Source organism: Proteus sp. CD3 (genome assembly GCF_008808075.1).
In the GTDB taxonomy this organism is placed as follows: Bacteria; Pseudomonadota; Gammaproteobacteria; order Enterobacterales; family Enterobacteriaceae; genus Proteus; species Proteus appendicitidis.
In genome coordinates, this window is the sequence record NZ_CP019686.1 from 1,162,699 (window position 1) to 1,181,584 (window position 18,886).

Below are 18,886 nucleotides of genomic sequence, written 5' to 3' on the forward strand. Positions count from 1 at the left end.
TGAATTATTAACGTGAGTTAATTATAATTTATATAAACATCTGAAATTTAAAAATTAAATTTATTTTTGATTATTTTTGTTAATAAGTTAACTTTTTTTGATATTAGTTAAATTACTTAATTTTTTCATGATACATTTTGTCGTTAAAATAGAAAACTTATAAAATGAGTAATTTCAGAGTTCAAAAAAAGTTGTCAAAATATTACAAAGAAATAGTTATTAAGAATAAAAATTCATTTTTTTAGATAGTTTTTATCTTGATAAGATAACGTTTGATATTGAAAAGGAACTCCTAATGTTCCTGTAATTAATTGAGTGATGTGTTGATTATTTTTATTTCCCAGTTTATGAAGGTATGTGCATTTTGCTCTGTCACTAATTTTAGCTTTATTGCCATATCCCTTTTCGTCCATTACAAAAGACATAATTGGCATAATATGTTTACGTTATGTGGGAAAAATAGGAAGGTAGGTTTAGTTTGAAAATAATGAGAGTTTAGCGATTGAATATTTTGAGAGGGTAATTTAGATAAAAAAATCCCCGCACGAGGCGGGGGAAAATTAAATATCTATCAGTGATGAAATACTGAAAAAAATAATAAGGGAAAAAAAGATATCAATCTGTAACAAACTTTAAAAAGAAATAATAAGAATAAGTGCAGAATTAGAGTGGTTTTCTGAAGTAATAAATGTTTTTTGGGTTTTATTGTATTTAACTGCTTGATTTTATTGGTTTTAATTTTAATTTAACTATGAGGTTAAATGATATAAATGAAAATCATCTTAGTTTAACTATAAAGTTTGCATACATTTAGTTGAAATTCTTGATAATTTATTTCATTGGTTAGAATAACAATATGCTTATTTATAATGAGATTTGAATTAAAAATAGACAATAACAAGATCTACTTATTGTCTATTTAAAATAAATAAGAGAAAAATGCCTATTTATCTGTTAGTTACCATTTTTTTACATCAACTTCATTGTTCTGATATACCCTCGCAATATAAGAAGAGATATTGTTGCGTATATAAGGATTTTTTTCTTTGGGATACATTTTCCAAGCTTGTTGTAAATAAGGTAACAACTCACTATCGATATAATTTGAGCTAGATAATGCCTGAATTGCACCTAAGCTGATCTCTTCATTTTCAGAGATTGCGAGTTCATAAAATGCTGATGTTTTATCTTTTAAATTAATATCATGAGAAGCTGCATAAATTGCACTTCTTATTATTTCTACATTTGGGTGAGTAAAGAATGGTTGAAAATCTTCAACTAAAACGGCTTTTAATTCGGCCAAAGAGTAACCGATAAAACGCAATGTATCTTCGCTGTTCGTTACTTTAAGAATTGGGAAAAGGCTATCTTTGAAAAGAGAGCATTGATCTCTATATTTAGAGTAAATAATAGGAATAACAATGTCTGTTTTTTCATCAAATGGAGCAACTAAAGCTTGCTGAATATAAGGTAATGCTTGTTCTTTAAAATAAGTGGCTAAAACATTTAATGAAGCTTTATATAACTCAATATTTTCAGTTTGTAGTTGTTGTTCTAAAAAACATAAACTGCTATTGGATAATTTAGGCAACTTAGTTAGTGAGTTGATAGCACTAATTTTTTTCGTAATATCTTCATTATTTTGGGCAAAATGAAGTAATGTTTCTTCATTGCCTCCCATTCGATGACCAAACCAACTTGTGTCATAGCCTAAAATCACTTCATCTAACCAACGTTCGTACCATTGTGTAAATGAAGTTTCATAGGAAAATGTGTAAGGAGTATCTGAATTAACCCAATCAGAGGTATATAAAATATGACCTTTATATTTACCATTGACCACTAATAAAAGATCGTATTCGCATCCACAAGTGCCTAAATAAAGCGTACCTTGATGAACTCTATCGCAAATAATATCAAAGTCTTCATCACTACAGTCTTCAGGTACATGACACAGTGCTTTCCATTCATCGATATCCATTTTAGGTTTAAGTAAGCAGGGTAATGCACAATTTTGTGCGCCATTTCTATCTATTGCGTCATCAAAAGCATATAAGCCATAGTAAGGACCCGCACCGCCATAAGAGCCTGTACCGCCATTGCCAATTTGAGTTATAAAGGCGATATAATCTTCGGGGAATTCACATCCTGCCTTTACTTGTAGCTGATTAACTTTCTCTATTGAGAGTGGAGAATTTAGGTGATATTTATGATTGTCCGCACCAAATTCCTTATATTCACGATCAACACTAGATACGAGTACTAATTTTTCACGAATACGCTCTATAGGATTATCTGCATATTTTTTATTAAGTTGTTCCCATTGCTGCTCTGGTGTTAGCTCTTTATTTTTTCCAATGATAGTGGAAATAAAACCCATAATTTAAAATCCCTATTGATGATATGGTTTAATTATAATGTGGTTATTTCATGATCCTTTTTAGATGTGATAACCAAATACAATATTACTACCTTGCGTTAAATTCACTATAAACTATTTTAGCTTTAACAAGATAATAGTATTTCGAAGGAAAGTATGTCCTCCATTTAGGGTTAAGCAGATTGCGGGATAATACAGATAAAAAAAAGACCAACGCTAGGAGAGTTGGTCAATAAATACTAGAAGCAATGTGAGCAATGTCGTTGTGAAAAACCAAGTAAAATACTCAACTATTCACGAGTTAAAAGATAATCATTATCATTTAATCTGTCAACCCTAAGAAAATTGCGGTTATTATTTATTCACACTAAAAGCCAATAAATTATTTTACTTTATAGAAACCAAAGTTGGGATTTTATTATTAATAACAACAAGATCACTATTTTCTGATTTAGTGTTTATTGTATTTTTAACAGCACTCATTTTTTTCATTTTATTGACTAAATCTTTAAAATGCTGAGAGCGTAAATGTATCGTTTTCTTAACCATGAGTTTTCTCCTTATGAATTGTAGTCATAACAATAATAAGGATATCTCTCAAATGCAAATGATAATCAATATCATTTTATGGGATGTGATTTAATGATAAAGTGTTTATACTCAGGTAAATATTACGATTTTATCTGCTTTTTTGTATAAGTTTTCTTATCTTCACTCTCTTAAAAGAGTGATATTATGAATAAAAAAGGAACTAGCAGGGAATTTTGGCGATGGCGTATGATTTAACGAAGAGATTAGTCATAGGGCTTTCTTCTAGTGCATTATTTGATTTAGAAGAATCAGATAATATTTTTCGCACACAAGGAGAGGAAGCTTATCGAAAATATCAACATAAAATGCAGGATGTACCTTTGAATAAAGGTGTTGCATTTCCTTTTATTAGCCGACTTTTGAAGCTAAATAATATTAGACCTGACGATCCACTCGTTGAAGTTATTTTGTTATCTAGAAATGATCCCGACACTGGATTAAGAGTGATGAATTCTATTGAACATTATAAGCTTGGGATCACCCGAGCTGTATTCCTTCAAGGAAAATCACCTCATATTTATATTCCAGCATTTGATATTGAGTTATTTTTATCTGCGGATCATGACGATGTTTTACAAGCAATTAATGCAAATTATCCAGCAGGGCAGATATTAGAAGGTCATGTTAATGATGATGATGCTGATGAATTAAGAATTGCGTTCGACTTTGATGGTGTGATTGCTGATGATGAAGCTGAAGTTATTTATAAAACTTCAGGTGAATTGTCTCAATTTCATAATCATGAAGCCAAAATGGTTAATGTTCCTCATAATCCTGGACCATTAAAAAAGTTTTTACTACGTATTTCTGATATTCAAAAATTGGAATTAGAAAAAGTAAAACAAGATCCTACATATATTCCATTACTTAAGATCTCTATTGTTACTGCACGCAATGCACCATCTCATAAACGTGTTATTAACACGATGAGAGCATGGGGAATTTCTGTTAATGAAGCCTTTTTTATGGGGGGAGTAGAGAAGGCCAATGTTCTGAGAATTTTAAAACCTCATATATTCTTTGATGATCAAAGACTGCATTTAAAATCATCATCTGAATTACCTTCTGTGCATATTCCTTTTGGAATAGCGAATAGAAAAATAGATAATGAATAATAAGTTTTTAATTATTGAGTGTCTGATATATAGCATACACTCAAATTTTATTTTGTCTAATTATGTTTTTTCTTTAATTTAAATAATAGTACGACTAGAAACTGGATCTATTTTATAAAAGTAGTATGGTATTAAATAACTACTAAAAATTATAAATAATAAATATTTATAATTAATTTAAAGAGGTCTTAAGTTTAATTTAAAGAAGGAAAATTGAAGTGGATAATAATCATAGATTTTTTTCTGATGAAGTGTGCCCTAAAACTGCATTATATGGTCAATTTTATGGTGATAATCACTATGCTGGTCGAGATTATGAGCGAAAAATATATTATGGAAGTAAATTTCCAAAAACTAAAAAAGGCTTCTATTTTAAGAAGTTGATGAATTTTAAATAACAAAGATTACAAATAAATAGTATGGGATTATTTTAAATGGAAATATCAATGTTGTTTAAATTGATACATATTTAAAAACAAGTTGATGATTGCTTAAATTATAAAATTTACTACGCTGAAAAATAACAGCGCAGTAAAAATTATTATTGAGTCTTTTCAATACCAATAGGCTGATAACCTTGCCATAAAGGTTTGAAATGTTCACCTGAATTATTTGGTATTAGATGAATGTAAAAATTACCAATTTTGCTTAATAAAATGCAATCATCAACATCTTTTAAATTATCTTTATGTTGCTGCTGACTATTTACTAAAAGCGTTGCAATAGCCTTCTCTTTAGCTTCATTCGCTGATTTAGCAACAAATAAATCAAATTCATGCAATTCAGCTAGACTTGATGGATGGTAGCCTCCCACATTAACAAAATATAAATTATCATTGCTATTGCTAGGTTTATCACTAAGGTTAATATTAAATCCATCAACCCAAGTGATTTCTGCATAACCATCAATATGTATTTTGTCTTTATCTCCAAACCATGCTTCTCTTAACGCAGGCCAAGCATCTGTAGGTTTTTCTGCCACAACAAATTGGATATCGTGAACTTCAATATTTGATTTACCGGCATTACCACCAATGTAGAACATAAATAACTTCATTGCTTCTCCAACTTTTTATTTTGTTATCGTTATGTAATTTATTATATATCGATTTTGGGAGCAAGTTAAAATGAGATGATAGATAGGATAAAAAGTGTGATTGTTGGGGCATGGGTTTTAATTACCAGTGGTGTGATTCAATAGGGTTTGCAGGTGTGAAAGAAGGGATGTTTGGTATTGAGGCTCTTACTCGTAATCCAGATGAGGTGCTTATAGATATGCCGAAGAACGAGGCAGAAATAATCGGTACTGATGGTGAACCTATTTAAATAACAGGCATTGACCTTCGTTAGTTGAGTTTTAAGTAGATTATTAAATTGAGAAAGATCCATAAAACTGAATAAATATATCCATTCGACCTAAATACGCAATATAAGTCACCTCATTATGATTGCCTGCTTTGAGCGAAGAGCGGGCGTTCATAATCATTCCTGTTCTGGAATGCATGGTTAGCGCGACCGCTAATATATTTTTTAGATAACAACCTGCTTTATACAGGTTTTTGCGTTGCTACTAAGCGGAACCGACGAAAACATATGCTATCAAACATCACTTCACCATCAGGATGAAAACCTAACCGTAAAATAGTTTTAATTTTTACCCTACTCAAGGGAAGTAAAATAGTGATGCTTTCTAGTTTCATTTCACAGAAAGCACGTCTGATAATTTCGTCATAGATGACTTTACCTGCACCCCAATAATCTGGGTGAAGCACTAGGGCAAGATCTGCATCACCGTCTTCATATTGTAATCCCCCCCACCCAGCAAAATGCTCATTAATCATAATTGCCCACGGGCCATAACCATGTTCTTTCCATTGAGCATCTTTTTGCGCCACCCATTCTATACACTTTTGGTAGTTAAAATCGGGGGTTCCCAATGGCATGTGTCGTAATACATCAGGATGGTTATTTAGCGTAATAATATTGCTAACATTGACCTCTGTTAGTCTTTTGAATTCTAAAATCAAATACGGATCCCTTATGAAAAAATGGCATGAATAAAATAATTCTACTGACATCATCATAACGTTATGGTTCTAATGATATTTTTATGACCTATTCAGCAAAAATTGGGCGAGTAGACCTTATCACATCTATCAAGATAAGCTATAGGAACACTTCTGATGATATTTCTTCTAAGAAATAAATCATATTCACTACTGCACTCCATTACACGAGTCTAATAAGGAACCCCCATATAGGAGATATTTTAAGCGGTCGTTTTTGCCCAATAATACGATCTTTATCCCACGGTGGCTTAGACATAATTAAATCTCCTGTGATGTAGAGATTTAATTATGGTTGTTATCTCAAAAGTGCCGCAAGGATTGCAGCTTCTATTTTTTCTGGGGTTGTGTTCGGCGCAAAGCGTTTGATTGGTTCGCCGTCACGTCCGATCAGAAGCTTAGTAAAATTCCATTTAATCCTCTTCCCTAGCAATCCTGTCACTATGCCTGCCCAAGATAGCTGGAGGGTACGTCAGAGAATGGCGAGATGTGGTTAATCAACATGGTGGGGGATGTGACCGTTATCCATTTGCCAGAGATGGGTATTAAAGTAAATACACATTTTCCTTTTTCGGATCTGAACAATACTCAAGTTACTGATTTAGTTAGTCAATTTATTGAACAAAAAATCTACAATAATTCACGCCTATTATGGGCAGGATCCATTATTCATGAATTCTGCTCATAAGCTCTAGAGGATTATAACCTCTAATCTAATCAATAAATCTACGCTATGCTTTATTCCAACGAAAATAAAAAGGAGCGCATTATGCAAACTGTCAAATTAAACAATGGGGTTGAAATGCCATTGTTAGGCTTCGGTGTTTTTCAAATGACAGATGCGGACGAATGTGAACGCGCTGTTATTGACGCACTTGAAACCGGTTATCGTTTAATAGATACCGCTGCATCCTATCAAAATGAAACCCAAGTCGGGAATGCATTAAAACAGAGCCAAATAGCACGAGAAGATTTATTTATTACGACGAAGTTGTGGCTACAGGATGCCAGCTACGAAGGGGCAAAAGCCCAATTTCAACGTTCATTAAGTCGCTTGCAACTCGACTATGTTGATCTTTACCTTATCCACCAACCTTATGGCGATGTCTACGGTGCGTGGCGTGCAATGGAAGAACTTTATCAAGCTGGAAAAATTCGGGCAATTGGCGTCAGCAATTTTCATCCAGACAGATTAGCTGACCTTATTGCATTCAATAAAGTTATCCCTGCGGTCAATCAAGTTGAAGTTAACCCATTCAATCAGCAACTACATGCAGTGCCATGGATGCAGAGTAAGAATATCCAACCAGAGGCTTGGGCGCCTTTTGCTGAAGGTAGAAATGGATTATTTCAGCATCCTCAACTCACCGCTATCGGTGAAAAATACGGTAAAAGTATTGGGCAAGTTGTTCTGCGCTGGTTATTTCAACGAGGCATTGTGTCACTGGCTAAATCAGTTCGTAAAACTAGAATGGCAGAAAATATAAACATTCTCGATTTCACTCTAACCGATAATGAAATGACACAAATCGCAGCAATGGATACAGCAACAAGTGCATTTTTCTCACACCGCGATCCTGCAATGGTCGAATGGCTCGCTGGCCGCAAGCTAGATATTTAGTCATGCAAGCAATCTAATTAATGATCAGGACATAAATCATGAAGAAACGTTTTCTCGGTAATTCTAAACTTGAAGTTTCTGCACTTGGATTAGGTTGTATGGGGCTAAGTCACGGTTATGGTCCAGCCACAGATAAACATCAAGCCATTGAATTGCTGCGTACAGCTGTCGAACGTGGGGTCACTTTTTTTGATACCGCAGAAGTCTATGGACCATTCTTGAATGAGGAAGTGGTTGGTGAAGCATTAAAACCCTTTCGAGATAGGGTGGTTATTGCAACAAAATTTGGTTTCAACTGCAGTAATGAAAATAAACAGCAGCTTTTAAATAGCCGCCCAGAACATATTCGTGAAGCAGTCGAAGGCTCATTACGTCGGCTCAAAACTGACGTTATTGACCTTTTATATCAACACCGTGTTGACCCAGATGTACCGACTGAAGATGTTGCAGGCACAATAAAAGATTTGATTGTGGAAGGTAAGGTAAAGCACTTTGGCCTCTCTGAAGCCAGCGCTCAAACAATTCGTCGGGCACATGCCATTCAGCCTGTCACTGCACTGCAAAGCGAGTATTCACTTTGGTGGCGTGAACCTGAAGATGAAATATTACCTGTGCTTGAAGAATTAGGCATTGGATTTGTGCCCTTTAGCCCGTTAGGAAAAGGTTTTTTAACTGGGGCAATTAATGCGAATACCACATTTAACGATGATGACTTTCGTAGCAAAGTCCCACGTTTCAATACAGAAGCGTTAGAGGCGAATGCACAACTGGTTACTTTGTTAGCTGACCTTGCTAGCCAGAAAGGCGTGACTTCAGCACAAATTGCACTGGCTTGGTTATTGGCACAAAAACCGTGGATTGTTCCTATTCCTGGCACAACTAAACTGCATCGTTTAGAGGAAAATTTAAATGCTGTTGATGTCATACTCACGAATAACGATTTGCAAAAAATTGCCCATGCGTTGGAAACAGTTAAAATTGTTGGAGAACGCTATCCTGCTGCGTTACAAGCACTAATTAATCGATAAACTTATTTTAGGCTGGTAAACATCAATACATTAGTCTCACACTACCAGCCTCTATTTCTCACTGTAACGCAGTGCATCAATCAATAATGCAAATGCGGGAGGGTGCTGTTTTCGACTTGGATAATAAAGATAATAGCCTGAAAAAGCCGGGCACCAATCGCTTAAAACGTGGATCAGCTTTCCTGATTTGACAGCTTCTTGGATGGTATCCTCGGGGACACAAGCAATACCAAACCCAGACAGCGCCGCATCAATTCGCTCAGATAATAGATTAAAGGTGAGCTGTCCTTCCACTCTAACTCGTAACGATTTCCCTTCTTTCTCAAATTCCCAATGATACAATCCCCCCGCAGTAGGCAGTCGCATATTGATACAACGATGATGCTGTAAATCATGAGGTGTTCGTGGTATGCCTTGAGAATCGAAATAACTCGGTGAACCAACAATTGCTAGTCGCATATCAGGGCCAATCTTAACGGCGACCATGTCCTTATCAACACTTTCCCCTAAACGTATCCCTGCATCAAAACCTTCATCGACAATATTAACAAACCCATTATCAACCACCAATTCGACATTAATCTCAGGGTATGCACGTAGAAACGGTTTGAGTTTGGGCCAAAGAAGACTGCGTGCTGCATGCTCCCCCGTTGAAAGGCGGATATTGCCAGATGCGACACCATTAAGCTGAATAATTGCCTCTAACTCGTGATTAAGGTCAGCCAGTCGAGGTTCAAGACAAGCGATAATCTTTTCCCCCATTTCTGTTGCCGCGACACTGCGTGTGGTGCGTGTTAAAAGCCGTGTATTTAAACGTTCTTCCAATGCTTTTACTGCATGGCTCAAAGCGGATTGAGAAACGCCCAGTTTAGCCGCAGCTTTGGTAAAGCTTTTCTCCCTCGCAACAGCAAAAAAAATTTGTAATTCATTAAAGTTATCTTTGAGCACAATGTATTCCTTTTGTATCTTTACGCTTTGTATCCGTTCTAACAAACTATTTCACCATGATGTAAATATACATTATGGTAAATATTAGTTTTATGTTCATAATTCTCTTACGATAAAACGCTAATCACTCATTAAAGTACGCTCCCAAATGTGCTGGTTGTTGTCGTTCTTTATATGCGATATGCGACATCTGAAACGGATAAATCGACATTAATTTTGTCTTTTTCTTCTAGTGTTAGTTCAGCAAGATTTTTAATTTCATAAGTTTTATTAATGAATCGGAGAGTGATTATAGCATAAGAATAGGGCGAGAATTGGAACTTAAACAAGGTAAATCTGATGTGGGTTTTACACCAGTATTACACCAGTATTACACCAGTTTTACCCCGCGCAAATTTCAGACATAAAAAAACCAACCATAAGCGGTTGGTTTTTCTAAGGAATTTTGGTCGGCATGATAGGATTTGAACCTACGACCCCTGACACCCCATGACAGTGCGCTACCAGGCTGCGCTACATGCCGTTTGCGCCCTGTATATTACTGTTTTTGGCTGCTAAAGCAACCCTTTGCTAATTAAGTGGCGTAATTTTATACGTTATTTAATAGTACTAGCGTTCAATAAAACGCTTCTGCTCAGCTAAAATTTGCAGTAATAATTTTAAATCGGGTTTTGCCGTGCTGATCTCTTGTCCTGATTTATCAAATAAAGCGTACCGACCATGCTTATCTATCAACAAGGTATTATCTTGTAAAAAGACTACAAATGTCTCTTCATCACCAGTAAAAATCCATGGATGATTACGGGTGCTTGCAAATAAGTCTTCACCTTGTGAATAGTTATCTACTGGGCTAATGACATGTAAAACATGCTGCATCAAGGTTGTCATAATATCTTGATGACTTGTCATTCGATCAATAACCTGTGGCGTCATATGTGGCCAATGTATCATCAATGGCACTTGTGATTGGCTTAAATTAAAGGTGGTCTTATCTGAAAGCCATTGGTTAATCTGCTTCTTATTGTTGTCTTGATGATAGCTAGAAGTGACAACGACAACAGTATTATCTAGCGCTTTGGTTTCTTGTAATGTCTTAAATATTGTCTCTAGTTGATCATTTAATGTGGCACGTTGAGACGCATTATTGGTGTGACCATTAATTTGTAAGAAAGAGAACCAAGGGGCTGTTTGGCTGTTTTTCACCAGCCAATTACTCCAACTATCAATTGTGGCATTGTTATCACCACTGCGTGATGTCGGGAGGGTGAAATCTGATAGCACAGCTTGTTTAAACAGTGGTGTTTGGAAACCATTAGTTGAAAACATTGCTAATTGGTAGTTCCGATAACTTAATGCATCGAAAAGTGCAGAGTTTTTTCTGCTACTTAATACACTGTCTAAATAAGAAGGTGAAATACCATAAAATAGGCCAAATAATGCAGTGTCATTATTAATGCCTGATGAATAATGTTTTGAAAAATAGAGATTATTTTGTGCGAACTGTTGCAAGCTTGGTAATTCAGGTACTTCTTCGTTACCTAAACCATCAACGATAACCACCAGCAAGTTATAAGAATAGGTATCTTTGGCATAGATTAATGGAGCAAGAGGATAGGTGATACCTTGTGCTGCTGGGTTACCTTCACTGATAACACGCTGCTCATATTCTGATTGATTAAGAAAACCATGGCGTTCAAGGAATTTACGCGCTGTCATTGGATACGATAACGGTAAATTAGCTCGTTGCATGGTAATTGGGCGATAAAAGTTAGCATCAGCCCAAATCGACATAGAGTGAGATAATATAAAGCAAGTAATAAAGACACCCGCTAATGGTTTACCCCAACGTTGGCGATTTAAACTGCGTAATTTTTGCCAACTCCATGTTGCAAAAAGCATTTCAATAAGAAAAATGATGGGAATGCCAATAAAGATAAGTTGCCATTCACGCGCCATTTCACCTTCATCTGGATTAATGACAAGATCCCAAACGAGCTGAGTCAAATGGAGTTGAAATTGCTGGTAAACGGCGATATCAAAAATAAGGATAGTTAATCCGGCACTGGCAAGGGCGCAGGAAATAACTCTAAGTAGCCGTTGAGAAACAGCTACAAAGGTGAGAGGGAAAAGGATGAGTATATAGATAGCAAAGACAATAAAGCTAAAATGTCCCATCCAACTCACAATAGCGTAAAAACGACCCGCAAAGGTTGCAGGCCAATCAGAAATAAACAGGTAACGGCTCCCAAGCAGTAAGCTTAGAATAATATTAAATAGCGCAAACCAGTGACCCCAGCTGATCATTTGGGATACTTTTTCACGATAGGACTGAGGTTTCGTTACCATGTCTATAAATAATTTTTCTATGTTTATTAGTGAATATTGCCTTCATCAATTGAAGCACGCAATGCGTGAACAAAAGAATCAGCAATCAGCATTCGTTGAGCAGGGGCAATACTTGTATTAATTAAGTTTGTCACCATGTTCCCCAACACCATCAAAGAAAGATCTGTAGGAGTATGATGTTTTTCAAGAACGCTGACAAGTTCTGCAAGTAATTGCTCAACTTGTTCATCACTATAACGGGATTTTTGCGGCATAAAATCTGAATTCCTACTAAATGAATAAAACGCTATATATTACCGTATTACTAGGTCTTTTTCCGCTATTAAATTAATTAATTTTCCCTTGATACTGAAAGTAGGGAGTGTTTGAATACGCGCACAAGAAAGAGACGCAATAGAAGAGGACGACCATGAGTCTAGATATTAACCAATTAGTTTTGCATCAACTTATTAAGCGAGATGAGCAGACATTAGAAGTTGTGCTACGTGATTCACTCTTAGAAATTGAACCCGTTGTTCAGGAGATGATTGAAGAGTTGCATCGTGTATACAGTGCAAAAAGTAAAGCTTATGGTCTGTTTAATGAAGAAAGTGAATTAGCAGAAGCGCTGCGCTTACAGCGTAAAGGCGAAGAAAACTTTTTAGGTTTTTCACGAGCAGCTACCGTAAGACTAAAAGATGAATTAGCAAAATACCCTTTTGCAGAAGGTGGCACCGTTCTATTTTGCCACTATCGCTATTTAGCGGTGGATTACCTGTTAATTGCTGTACTTAGTAGTTGTAACAGTATGTGGGTCAATGACAGCCTTGATGTGTCATCAACGCGCTATTTAGATATTCCTCATGCAGACATTATTGCTCGTATCGATTTAACTGAGTGGGAAACAGCACCCGACTCTTTACGTTATTTAACGTTTTTAAAAGGTCGTGTTGGACGTAAAGTCTCTGATTTCTTTATGGACTTTTTAGGCGCTCAAGAAGGTTTAAACGCTAAAGTTCAAAATAAAGGTTTATTACAAGCGGTTGACGATTTTTGTGAAGCCTCAGAAATGGGTAAGCAAGAACGTCAAACTTGTCGTGAGCAAGTATATAGCTATTGTAACGAGCAATTACAATCGGGCGAAGAAATTGCTTTAACAGAGCTTGCTGAAGAATTACCGTCTTTAGGCGATCAAAACTTTGCTCAATTTACTGAAGAAAAAGGCTATGAATTAGCTGAAACATTCCCAGCAGATCGCAGTACGTTACGTCAACTGATGAAGTACTCAGGAAGTGGTGGGGGATTAACCGTTAATTTTGATGCGAAATTATTAGGGGAGAGAATATTCTGGGATCCTGCAACAGATACGCTCACCATTAAAGGTACCCCGCCTAATTTGCGTGATCAGCTACAACGTAGAGCATCAGAAAAATAATTAAACAGTAGAAACAAATAACGCCACATTAAGTGGCGTTATATGCTCGGCGTCCCGAAAAATAAAGCTCGAAGGGTGGCTTATTAAGCGCGCAGGAAGTCGATATGAGTAATTTTTGGTTTATACTCGTGACGTTGCACTGCTTTAACTTTAACTTTAGTTTCTTTGCCATCGATAACCAGGTTTACGAAATCTGAATAGAATTCTGATTTGTGTTCTTGGTTGATAACTTCGTTGTGATCTAAATCGATAGCGATTGGCTCTTCATTTCCGCCATAAACGATAGCAGGAAAACGGTTAGCCACACGCAGGCGGCGGCTCGCACCCTTACCCTGCTCTTTACGTACAGTTGCTTTGATAGTTAACATCTTTTTTCTCTTATAAAAAAGAAAGAAAATACATACTTGTTACAGGCGACCCAGCAACAAGCTCGAGATTTGGTTTATCTAAAAATAGATAAAGCGGGGCGCATTTTAACGAAAAAGTCTTCCAACAGCAAATATAAATCCAGATTAATACAAGGTATCTGCTTTTCGGTAGCGACCTGCATAGTCAAAAATCTTATTTCTTATCTTCCAAAAGTGCTCTTTTTTACCTTTATGGGCGACAATAAAGTCGGGATGACGCAACAAATCAAACTGTTTAATAATATCGTTGGCATTATGCCAAACAAAGGGGACACCCGGTGCGCGTTGATGTTCACGTAAAAATTTTAATTCAAATATTTTTCGTTGAGCTGGGGTGGTTAATCGAAAACGTTCTGAGACAGAAGTGCCTTCTTCATCGTAATAATTAATTTCTAACCATTCGCCTTTAACATCGTTTCCTGATTTAAATTGCATCCCACCACAACGTAGAACTAATGCTCCTTTGAGTTTTAATGCCGCTTTGAGCATATCATCAGGATCAACCAAGATCTCATCGCAGTGAACACAGCGACGTGCTGCAATATCATTTTCTTCATTACAATGAGGACACAATTTAAAGCGGAAACGAAATTCACATTGCTGTTTTTGCCCTTGTTCATTGAGTTCCCAGCCTTGGCAACGGCGACCATAGTGTTCAATGATATCCCCATCAGCATCTACAATTCCCCAAAAGGTATTGGCAAATTGGCAAATAGGACAAAAAACTTGTACCGGCTTACTATTTGGATTGGGCTTTTTAGTACCAACTTCGGGTAGATAGAGATCATGAGGATTACCCGCATAATCTAAAATCAGGCATTCTGTTTTTCCTGCAAATAATCTTAATCCTCGTCCTACAATTTGCTGGTATAAACTTACAGACTCAGTAGGGCGTAAGATAGCAATTAAATCAACATGAGGTGCATCAAAACCTGTTGTTAGTACGGCAACATTAACCATATAACGTAATTGTTGCTGTTTAAAACGAGAAATAAGATCATCACGCTCATAAGAAGGGGTATCTGCACTGACTAATGCCGCTTCATCTTGTGGTAAAAGAGAAAGGATCTCTTTTGCATGTTCAACTGTTGCCGCAAATATCATTACACCTTGGCAATTTTGCGCATATTCAATAATTTGAGCAACAATATGAGGCGTAATACGTTTTTGTCTCTTTATTTCACGGTTTAGATCTTCCTCATTAAATATCCCATTTTGACTGGTTCTTACTTGGCTAAAGTCGTATTGCAATATAGGCATATCTAGGCGAGTGGGTGGAACTAAAAAATGATTGCTTATCATATAGCGCAAAGGTAATTCATAGATACAATCACGGAAAAAGCAGTTTTCATCGCCTCTGATCATACCGTGATAATGATATTGATAAATCCAACCCGTAGGTAAACGATAAGGTGTTGCAGTTAATCCTAAGATCCGTAATTGTGGATTAATGGATTGTAATTGTTTAATGACTTGCTGATATTGGCTATCTTCAGACAAACTAATGCGATGGCATTCATCAATAATAAGAAGAGAAAAAGTATCACTAAACTGCGATAAATTACGGGCAACAGATTGCACGCTACCAAAAACAACTTTTCCGCTACTCTCTTTCTGTTGTAAGCCCGCAGCAAAAATATCCGCAGATAGACCATAAGCCTCATATTTGCTATGGTTCTGTTCTACTAATTCTTTTACGTGTGCTAGCACCAATACACGTCCGCGCGCTCTTTTAGCGAGTTCTGCAATCACTAAACTTTTTCCTGCGCCAGTAGGTAATACAATTACCGCAGGTGTATTGTGTTGGCGAAAATAAGAGATTGTCGCGTTAACCGCGTCAAGTTGATAAGGTCTGAGTGTAAAAGCCATAACTCTGCATAAGAAATCAAACGGGGTGTCAGCGTAACATTTTTTTATGGGTGGTGCGAATAAGGACGGAGTAAAGAGCGTGATAGTTTATTTATAAATTAATTAGTTGTTTTATTGTTAATATTCATTTTTAATAGATACCTCATATCAGATGGTATTCTTCCATTTTTCAGAGAAATTCATGCGATTAGATAAATTTTTATCCCAGCAATTGGGTATTAGCCGTAGCTTGATCCTTCGTGAATTAAGAGCAGGGCTTGTAACAATTGATGGCGAAATGGTGAAAAGCGGCTCAACCAAAATTGCACCAGAGCAAGAAGTAGCTTACGACGGAAATGTCTTAACTCAAATTTTAGGGCCTCGTTACTTTATGTTGAATAAGCCAATTGGCTATGTATGTTCAACAGACGATCCAGTTAATCCAACTATCCTCTATTTTATTGATGAACCTCTGGCACATAAATTACATGCCGCTGGGCGTTTAGATATTGATACAACAGGGCTTGTTTTATTAACGGATAATGGTCAATGGTCTCATCGTATTACGGCACCAAAACATCATTGTGAGAAAACTTATCTAGTTACGTTAGAAGAGCCGATTGAAGAGGGTGTTGCTGAACAATTCCAAAAGGGTGTTCAACTTAACGGTGAAAAAGATCTAACCAAACCCGCCTCGTTAGAAATTATTACACCGACAGAAGTTAAGCTCACTATTAGTGAAGGCAAATACCACCAAGTAAAACGTATGTTTGCAGCAGTGGGGAATCATGTAAGTGCATTACATCGTGAGCGTATTGGGGATATCACATTAGATGAGACTTTAGCTGAGGGCGAATATCGTCCATTAACAGAAGAAGAGATCAACAGCATTCACTTACCTCAATAATTATTATTTATCCTGTCGTTTTTGGGAGTTTATCTGCGTGCAACAGCAACGTTCGTCGTACCTTAGTCTCATTTTAATACTGGGACTTATTTCCATGCTTATGCCATTGGCTATAGATATGTATTTGCCAAGTTTACCCACTATTGCGCAAGATTTTGGTGTGCCGAGTGGCAAAGTACAAATGACATTAAGTATCTATATTTTTGGTTTTGCTATTGGGCAATTAGTCTATGGTCCTATGGCTGATAGTTTGGGACGTAAGCCTGTCATTTTGGGCGGCGTAATTGTTTTTGCTTTTGCCTCTAGTGCATGTGCATTGTCTGAATCAATAGATATGCTAATTGGCATGCGCTTTTTACATGGTTTTGCAGCCGCTGCGGCAAGTGTTGTTATTAATGCATTGATGAGAGATATGTTCTCTAGAGATGACTTCTCTAGAAGTATGTCTTTTGTTGCACTTGTTATGACTATCGCACCTTTATTAGCGCCATTATTAGGTGCTTGGGTGATGAATTGGTTTTCATGGCATGCGATTTTCTGGAGTATCGCGATAGCTGCTTTGATTGCATCAGCATTAATAGCTTTTTATATTCCAGAAACATTACCAAAAGAGCGTCGCCAACGCTTTAGCTTAAGAGTGACATTTAGCCAATTTATTAGCCTGTTTAGAACACGCCGTGTCCTTTGCTATATTTTGGCTTCCGGTTTTTCTTTTGCTGGCATGTTTTCATTTCTTAGTGCTGGTCCTTTTGTCTACATCGAATTACATGGTATTCCCTTTGATCAATTTGGATTATATTTTGGTTTTAATATTATCTTCTTAATTGTGATGACCAGCATTAATGGGCGATATGTTCGTCGATTTGGTGCGCTGAATATGTTGCGCCTAGGGCTAACTATTCAATGTTTTATGGGGATCTTTTTATTGCTGGTGGTCGCTCTTAATTTACATTTCTATTTCCTTGTTGTGGGTGTAGCAATGTATGTGGGAGGGATCGCGATGATCACATCGAATGCGATGGCCGTTATTCTTGATGATTATCCCCATATGGCAGGAACAGTTTCTTCTCTCGCAGGAACAGTGCGTTTTGGTGTTGGTGCGTTAGTTGGAACGGCGATTGCTATGCTACCCGCAAAATCAGAATGGCCAATGGTAAGCTCTATGGCATTTTGTGTACTGTGTGCTATGGGTTTTATTTTACTTGCTCGTCGTTATAAATAAGAACATCACGCTATAAATAACAGAAATTTATAGCGTGCTCCTCTTTTCCTGCCTCTATTTCCTCTAAATACACCAAATTTTTCTCTGTTGTATTTCATGAATCGTTTCAAATTAGTGTGATTTTTTGATTTGAATCAATACTTGATGTTGTTATTTTGTTAAATTAAGTAAAATTTATTTTAATAATCATCTATTATTGTTTTGTTGATATGAAGTATCGTGATAAAAATTGATGGATTGTTTTACTTGAATGCGTAATATTTTATACAATTATTTTATATAGTTGATAAAATGTTAAATAAATGAAAGAATAATTGAAGAGATTAAGCATTGCAGACATCAATATCTGCAAACACTAAGCTAAACGAATGGTTTGATACGTCTCTTCGCTTTACTTGTAAAGCAATTGTAATATTTATGTTGTATGATTAACAAGGTTCTAATATGCGTGTGAGCAAGTCAGTTCAAACTCGTATTGATGATGTATTAAATTAACGTGTTGATGAAACAGGATTGATTTGTGGATAATGTACAACTTTCGGTAGTTCATAAGCTGCCGCTGAGTTATCGGTGGCTAGCAGGCTTTGCGGGCACAAGAGTAGAGATACTGCCTGAAAATGATGCTGGAAAGCAAAATACGCTGATTGGCTTAAAATTATTAAGTCATGATGGTATGACACTGGATGAAGCAATACAGAATTTGCGTCAGTATCTGAGTAATCTCCATATTGATAGCGTTGTGATTGAGTGGGATGGTACTCCTTGCCTTTTCCTTCATAGCGATGATGAATGTGCTGCATTATGTTGCTTAAAAAACGCAGGTGTTGCTATTGCGGAGCCATTCCCAACGGCATATTCTTATTTATAACACTTATTTAATGTTATAAAACCAACGTAACTATTGTGCGGTTTAAGCATGGTCAACGAATATAAAAAAAGCCTCATTATTGATTTAATGAGGCTTTTTTATTGCAATAAGATATAAGGGAATTA

General features: G+C 36.3%; 18 protein-coding genes, 1 tRNA gene and 3 pseudogenes. 10 read left to right on the forward strand and 12 right to left on the reverse strand.

All coding sequences use genetic code 11. The annotated features are described in order from the left end of the window. Positions 1–958: 958 nt before the first annotated feature. Complete coding sequence (locus BTA34_RS05145) at positions 959–2,380, reverse strand: SMI1/KNR4 family protein (protein WP_151434755.1); 1,422 nt, start codon at positions 2,378–2,380, stop codon at positions 959–961. A gap of 387 nt (positions 2,381–2,767) precedes the next feature. Continuing rightward, on the reverse strand, positions 2,768–2,929 hold the full coding sequence (locus BTA34_RS18275; protein WP_196570153.1) for a hypothetical protein: 162 nt from the start codon (positions 2,927–2,929) through the stop codon (positions 2,768–2,770). Positions 2,930–3,150: 221 nt separating this feature from the next. Here BTA34_RS18275 and BTA34_RS05150 point away from each other — a divergent pair, with 221 nt between their 5' ends. Both BTA34_RS05150 and BTA34_RS05155 read left to right on the forward strand, forming a co-directional pair. Further along, positions 3,151–4,086 carry a 5'-nucleotidase gene (locus BTA34_RS05150; protein ID WP_151434756.1) on the forward strand — a complete coding sequence of 312 codons (936 nt, stop codon included), beginning with the start codon at positions 3,151–3,153 and terminating at the stop codon, positions 4,084–4,086. Positions 4,087–4,304: 218 nt separating this feature from the next. Continuing rightward, complete coding sequence (locus tag BTA34_RS05155; RefSeq protein ID WP_151434757.1) at positions 4,305–4,484, forward strand: hypothetical protein; 180 nt, start codon at positions 4,305–4,307, stop codon at positions 4,482–4,484. Positions 4,485–4,627: 143 nt separating this feature from the next. Here the strand turns inward: BTA34_RS05155 and BTA34_RS05160 are convergent, their stop codons facing one another. Next, positions 4,628–5,143 carry a DUF1543 domain-containing protein gene (locus tag BTA34_RS05160; RefSeq protein WP_151434758.1) on the reverse strand — a complete coding sequence of 172 codons (516 nt, stop codon included), beginning with the start codon at positions 5,141–5,143 and terminating at the stop codon, positions 4,628–4,630. 110 nt (positions 5,144–5,253) lie between these two features. Here BTA34_RS05160 and BTA34_RS18280 point away from each other — a divergent pair, with 110 nt between their 5' ends. Beyond that, the gene (locus BTA34_RS18280) at positions 5,254–5,412 is read left to right on the forward strand and encodes a hypothetical protein (protein ID WP_265576247.1); all 159 of its coding nucleotides are present in this window, start codon (positions 5,254–5,256) and stop codon (positions 5,410–5,412) included. Between the two features lie 221 nt (positions 5,413–5,633). On the opposite strand, the gene BTA34_RS05165 is transcribed toward BTA34_RS18280, so the two are convergent. The 3 genes and pseudogenes from BTA34_RS05165 to BTA34_RS05175 form a co-directional block, all read right to left on the reverse strand. Next, positions 5,634–6,113 (reverse strand): GNAT family N-acetyltransferase, encoded by a 480-nt coding sequence (locus tag BTA34_RS05165; protein WP_151434759.1) that lies wholly within the window; start codon positions 6,111–6,113, stop codon positions 5,634–5,636. A gap of 208 nt (positions 6,114–6,321) precedes the next feature. Next, positions 6,322–6,411: pseudogene (locus BTA34_RS05170) on the reverse strand (integrase); the annotation flags it as partial. A gap of 39 nt (positions 6,412–6,450) precedes the next feature. After that, positions 6,451–6,588, reverse strand: a pseudogene (locus BTA34_RS05175) (glutathione peroxidase); the annotation flags it as partial. Between BTA34_RS05175 and BTA34_RS05180 the strand changes: the two are divergent. The 3 genes and pseudogenes from BTA34_RS05180 to BTA34_RS05190 all read left to right on the forward strand — a co-directional run. Beyond that, a pseudogene (locus tag BTA34_RS05180) lies at positions 6,530–6,840 on the forward strand (hypothetical protein); the annotation flags it as partial. The pseudogenes BTA34_RS05175 and BTA34_RS05180 sit on opposite strands and share 59 nt — an antisense overlap. 81 nt (positions 6,841–6,921) lie before the next feature. Beyond that, the gene (locus tag BTA34_RS05185) at positions 6,922–7,773 is read left to right on the forward strand and encodes an aldo/keto reductase (protein ID WP_151434760.1); all 852 of its coding nucleotides are present in this window, start codon (positions 6,922–6,924) and stop codon (positions 7,771–7,773) included. 38 nt (positions 7,774–7,811) lie between these two features. Next, entirely contained in the window at positions 7,812–8,801 is a 990-nt protein-coding gene (locus tag BTA34_RS05190; RefSeq protein ID WP_151434761.1) for an aldo/keto reductase, read from the forward strand. Between the two features lie 51 nt (positions 8,802–8,852). On the opposite strand, the gene BTA34_RS05195 is transcribed toward BTA34_RS05190, so the two are convergent. From BTA34_RS05195 to BTA34_RS05210, 4 genes are all read right to left on the reverse strand, one after another. Further along, positions 8,853–9,749, reverse strand: coding sequence for a LysR family transcriptional regulator (locus BTA34_RS05195; RefSeq protein WP_151434762.1), 897 nt, complete (start codon positions 9,747–9,749; stop codon positions 8,853–8,855). A gap of 446 nt (positions 9,750–10,195) precedes the next feature. After that, positions 10,196–10,272 (reverse strand) — tRNA-Pro (locus BTA34_RS05200). Between the two features lie 86 nt (positions 10,273–10,358). Then, positions 10,359–12,095 carry an LPS biosynthesis-modulating metalloenzyme YejM gene (gene yejM / locus BTA34_RS05205; protein WP_151434763.1) on the reverse strand — a complete coding sequence of 579 codons (1,737 nt, stop codon included), beginning with the start codon at positions 12,093–12,095 and terminating at the stop codon, positions 10,359–10,361. Positions 12,096–12,121: 26 nt separating this feature from the next. Further along, positions 12,122–12,349 (reverse strand): YejL family protein, encoded by a 228-nt coding sequence (locus BTA34_RS05210; protein ID WP_004247042.1) that lies wholly within the window; start codon positions 12,347–12,349, stop codon positions 12,122–12,124. Positions 12,350–12,504: 155 nt separating this feature from the next. Between BTA34_RS05210 and yejK the strand changes: the two genes are divergently transcribed. Continuing rightward, positions 12,505–13,509 carry a nucleoid-associated protein YejK gene (yejK, locus tag BTA34_RS05215; protein ID WP_099074944.1) on the forward strand — a complete coding sequence of 335 codons (1,005 nt, stop codon included), beginning with the start codon at positions 12,505–12,507 and terminating at the stop codon, positions 13,507–13,509. An 83-nt stretch (positions 13,510–13,592) separates the two neighbouring features. Here yejK and rplY read toward each other — a convergent pair whose 3' ends face one another. Together rplY and BTA34_RS05225 are read right to left on the reverse strand one after the other, a co-directional pair. After that, complete coding sequence (rplY, locus tag BTA34_RS05220) at positions 13,593–13,877, reverse strand: 50S ribosomal protein L25 (RefSeq protein WP_023581385.1); 285 nt, start codon at positions 13,875–13,877, stop codon at positions 13,593–13,595. 144 nt (positions 13,878–14,021) lie between these two features. Then, positions 14,022–15,785, reverse strand: a complete 1,764-nt coding sequence (locus BTA34_RS05225) for a DEAD/DEAH box helicase (protein ID WP_151434764.1) — start codon at positions 15,783–15,785, stop codon at positions 14,022–14,024. 181 nt (positions 15,786–15,966) lie between these two features. On the opposite strand from BTA34_RS05225, the gene rsuA reads away from it, so the two are divergent. The 3 genes from rsuA to BTA34_RS05240 all read left to right on the forward strand — a co-directional run bounded on the left by rsuA (position 15,967) and on the right by BTA34_RS05240 (position 18,761). Continuing rightward, positions 15,967–16,671, forward strand: a complete 705-nt coding sequence (gene rsuA / locus BTA34_RS05230; RefSeq protein ID WP_151434765.1) for a 16S rRNA pseudouridine(516) synthase RsuA — start codon at positions 15,967–15,969, stop codon at positions 16,669–16,671. Positions 16,672–16,708: 37 nt separating this feature from the next. Continuing rightward, positions 16,709–17,893, forward strand: a complete 1,185-nt coding sequence (locus BTA34_RS05235) for a Bcr/CflA family multidrug efflux MFS transporter (RefSeq protein WP_265576253.1) — start codon at positions 16,709–16,711, stop codon at positions 17,891–17,893. Positions 17,894–18,413: 520 nt separating this feature from the next. After that, on the forward strand, positions 18,414–18,761 hold the full coding sequence (locus BTA34_RS05240; RefSeq protein WP_069368284.1) for a YejG family protein: 348 nt from the start codon (positions 18,414–18,416) through the stop codon (positions 18,759–18,761). The last annotated feature ends 125 nt before the right edge of the window (positions 18,762–18,886 follow it).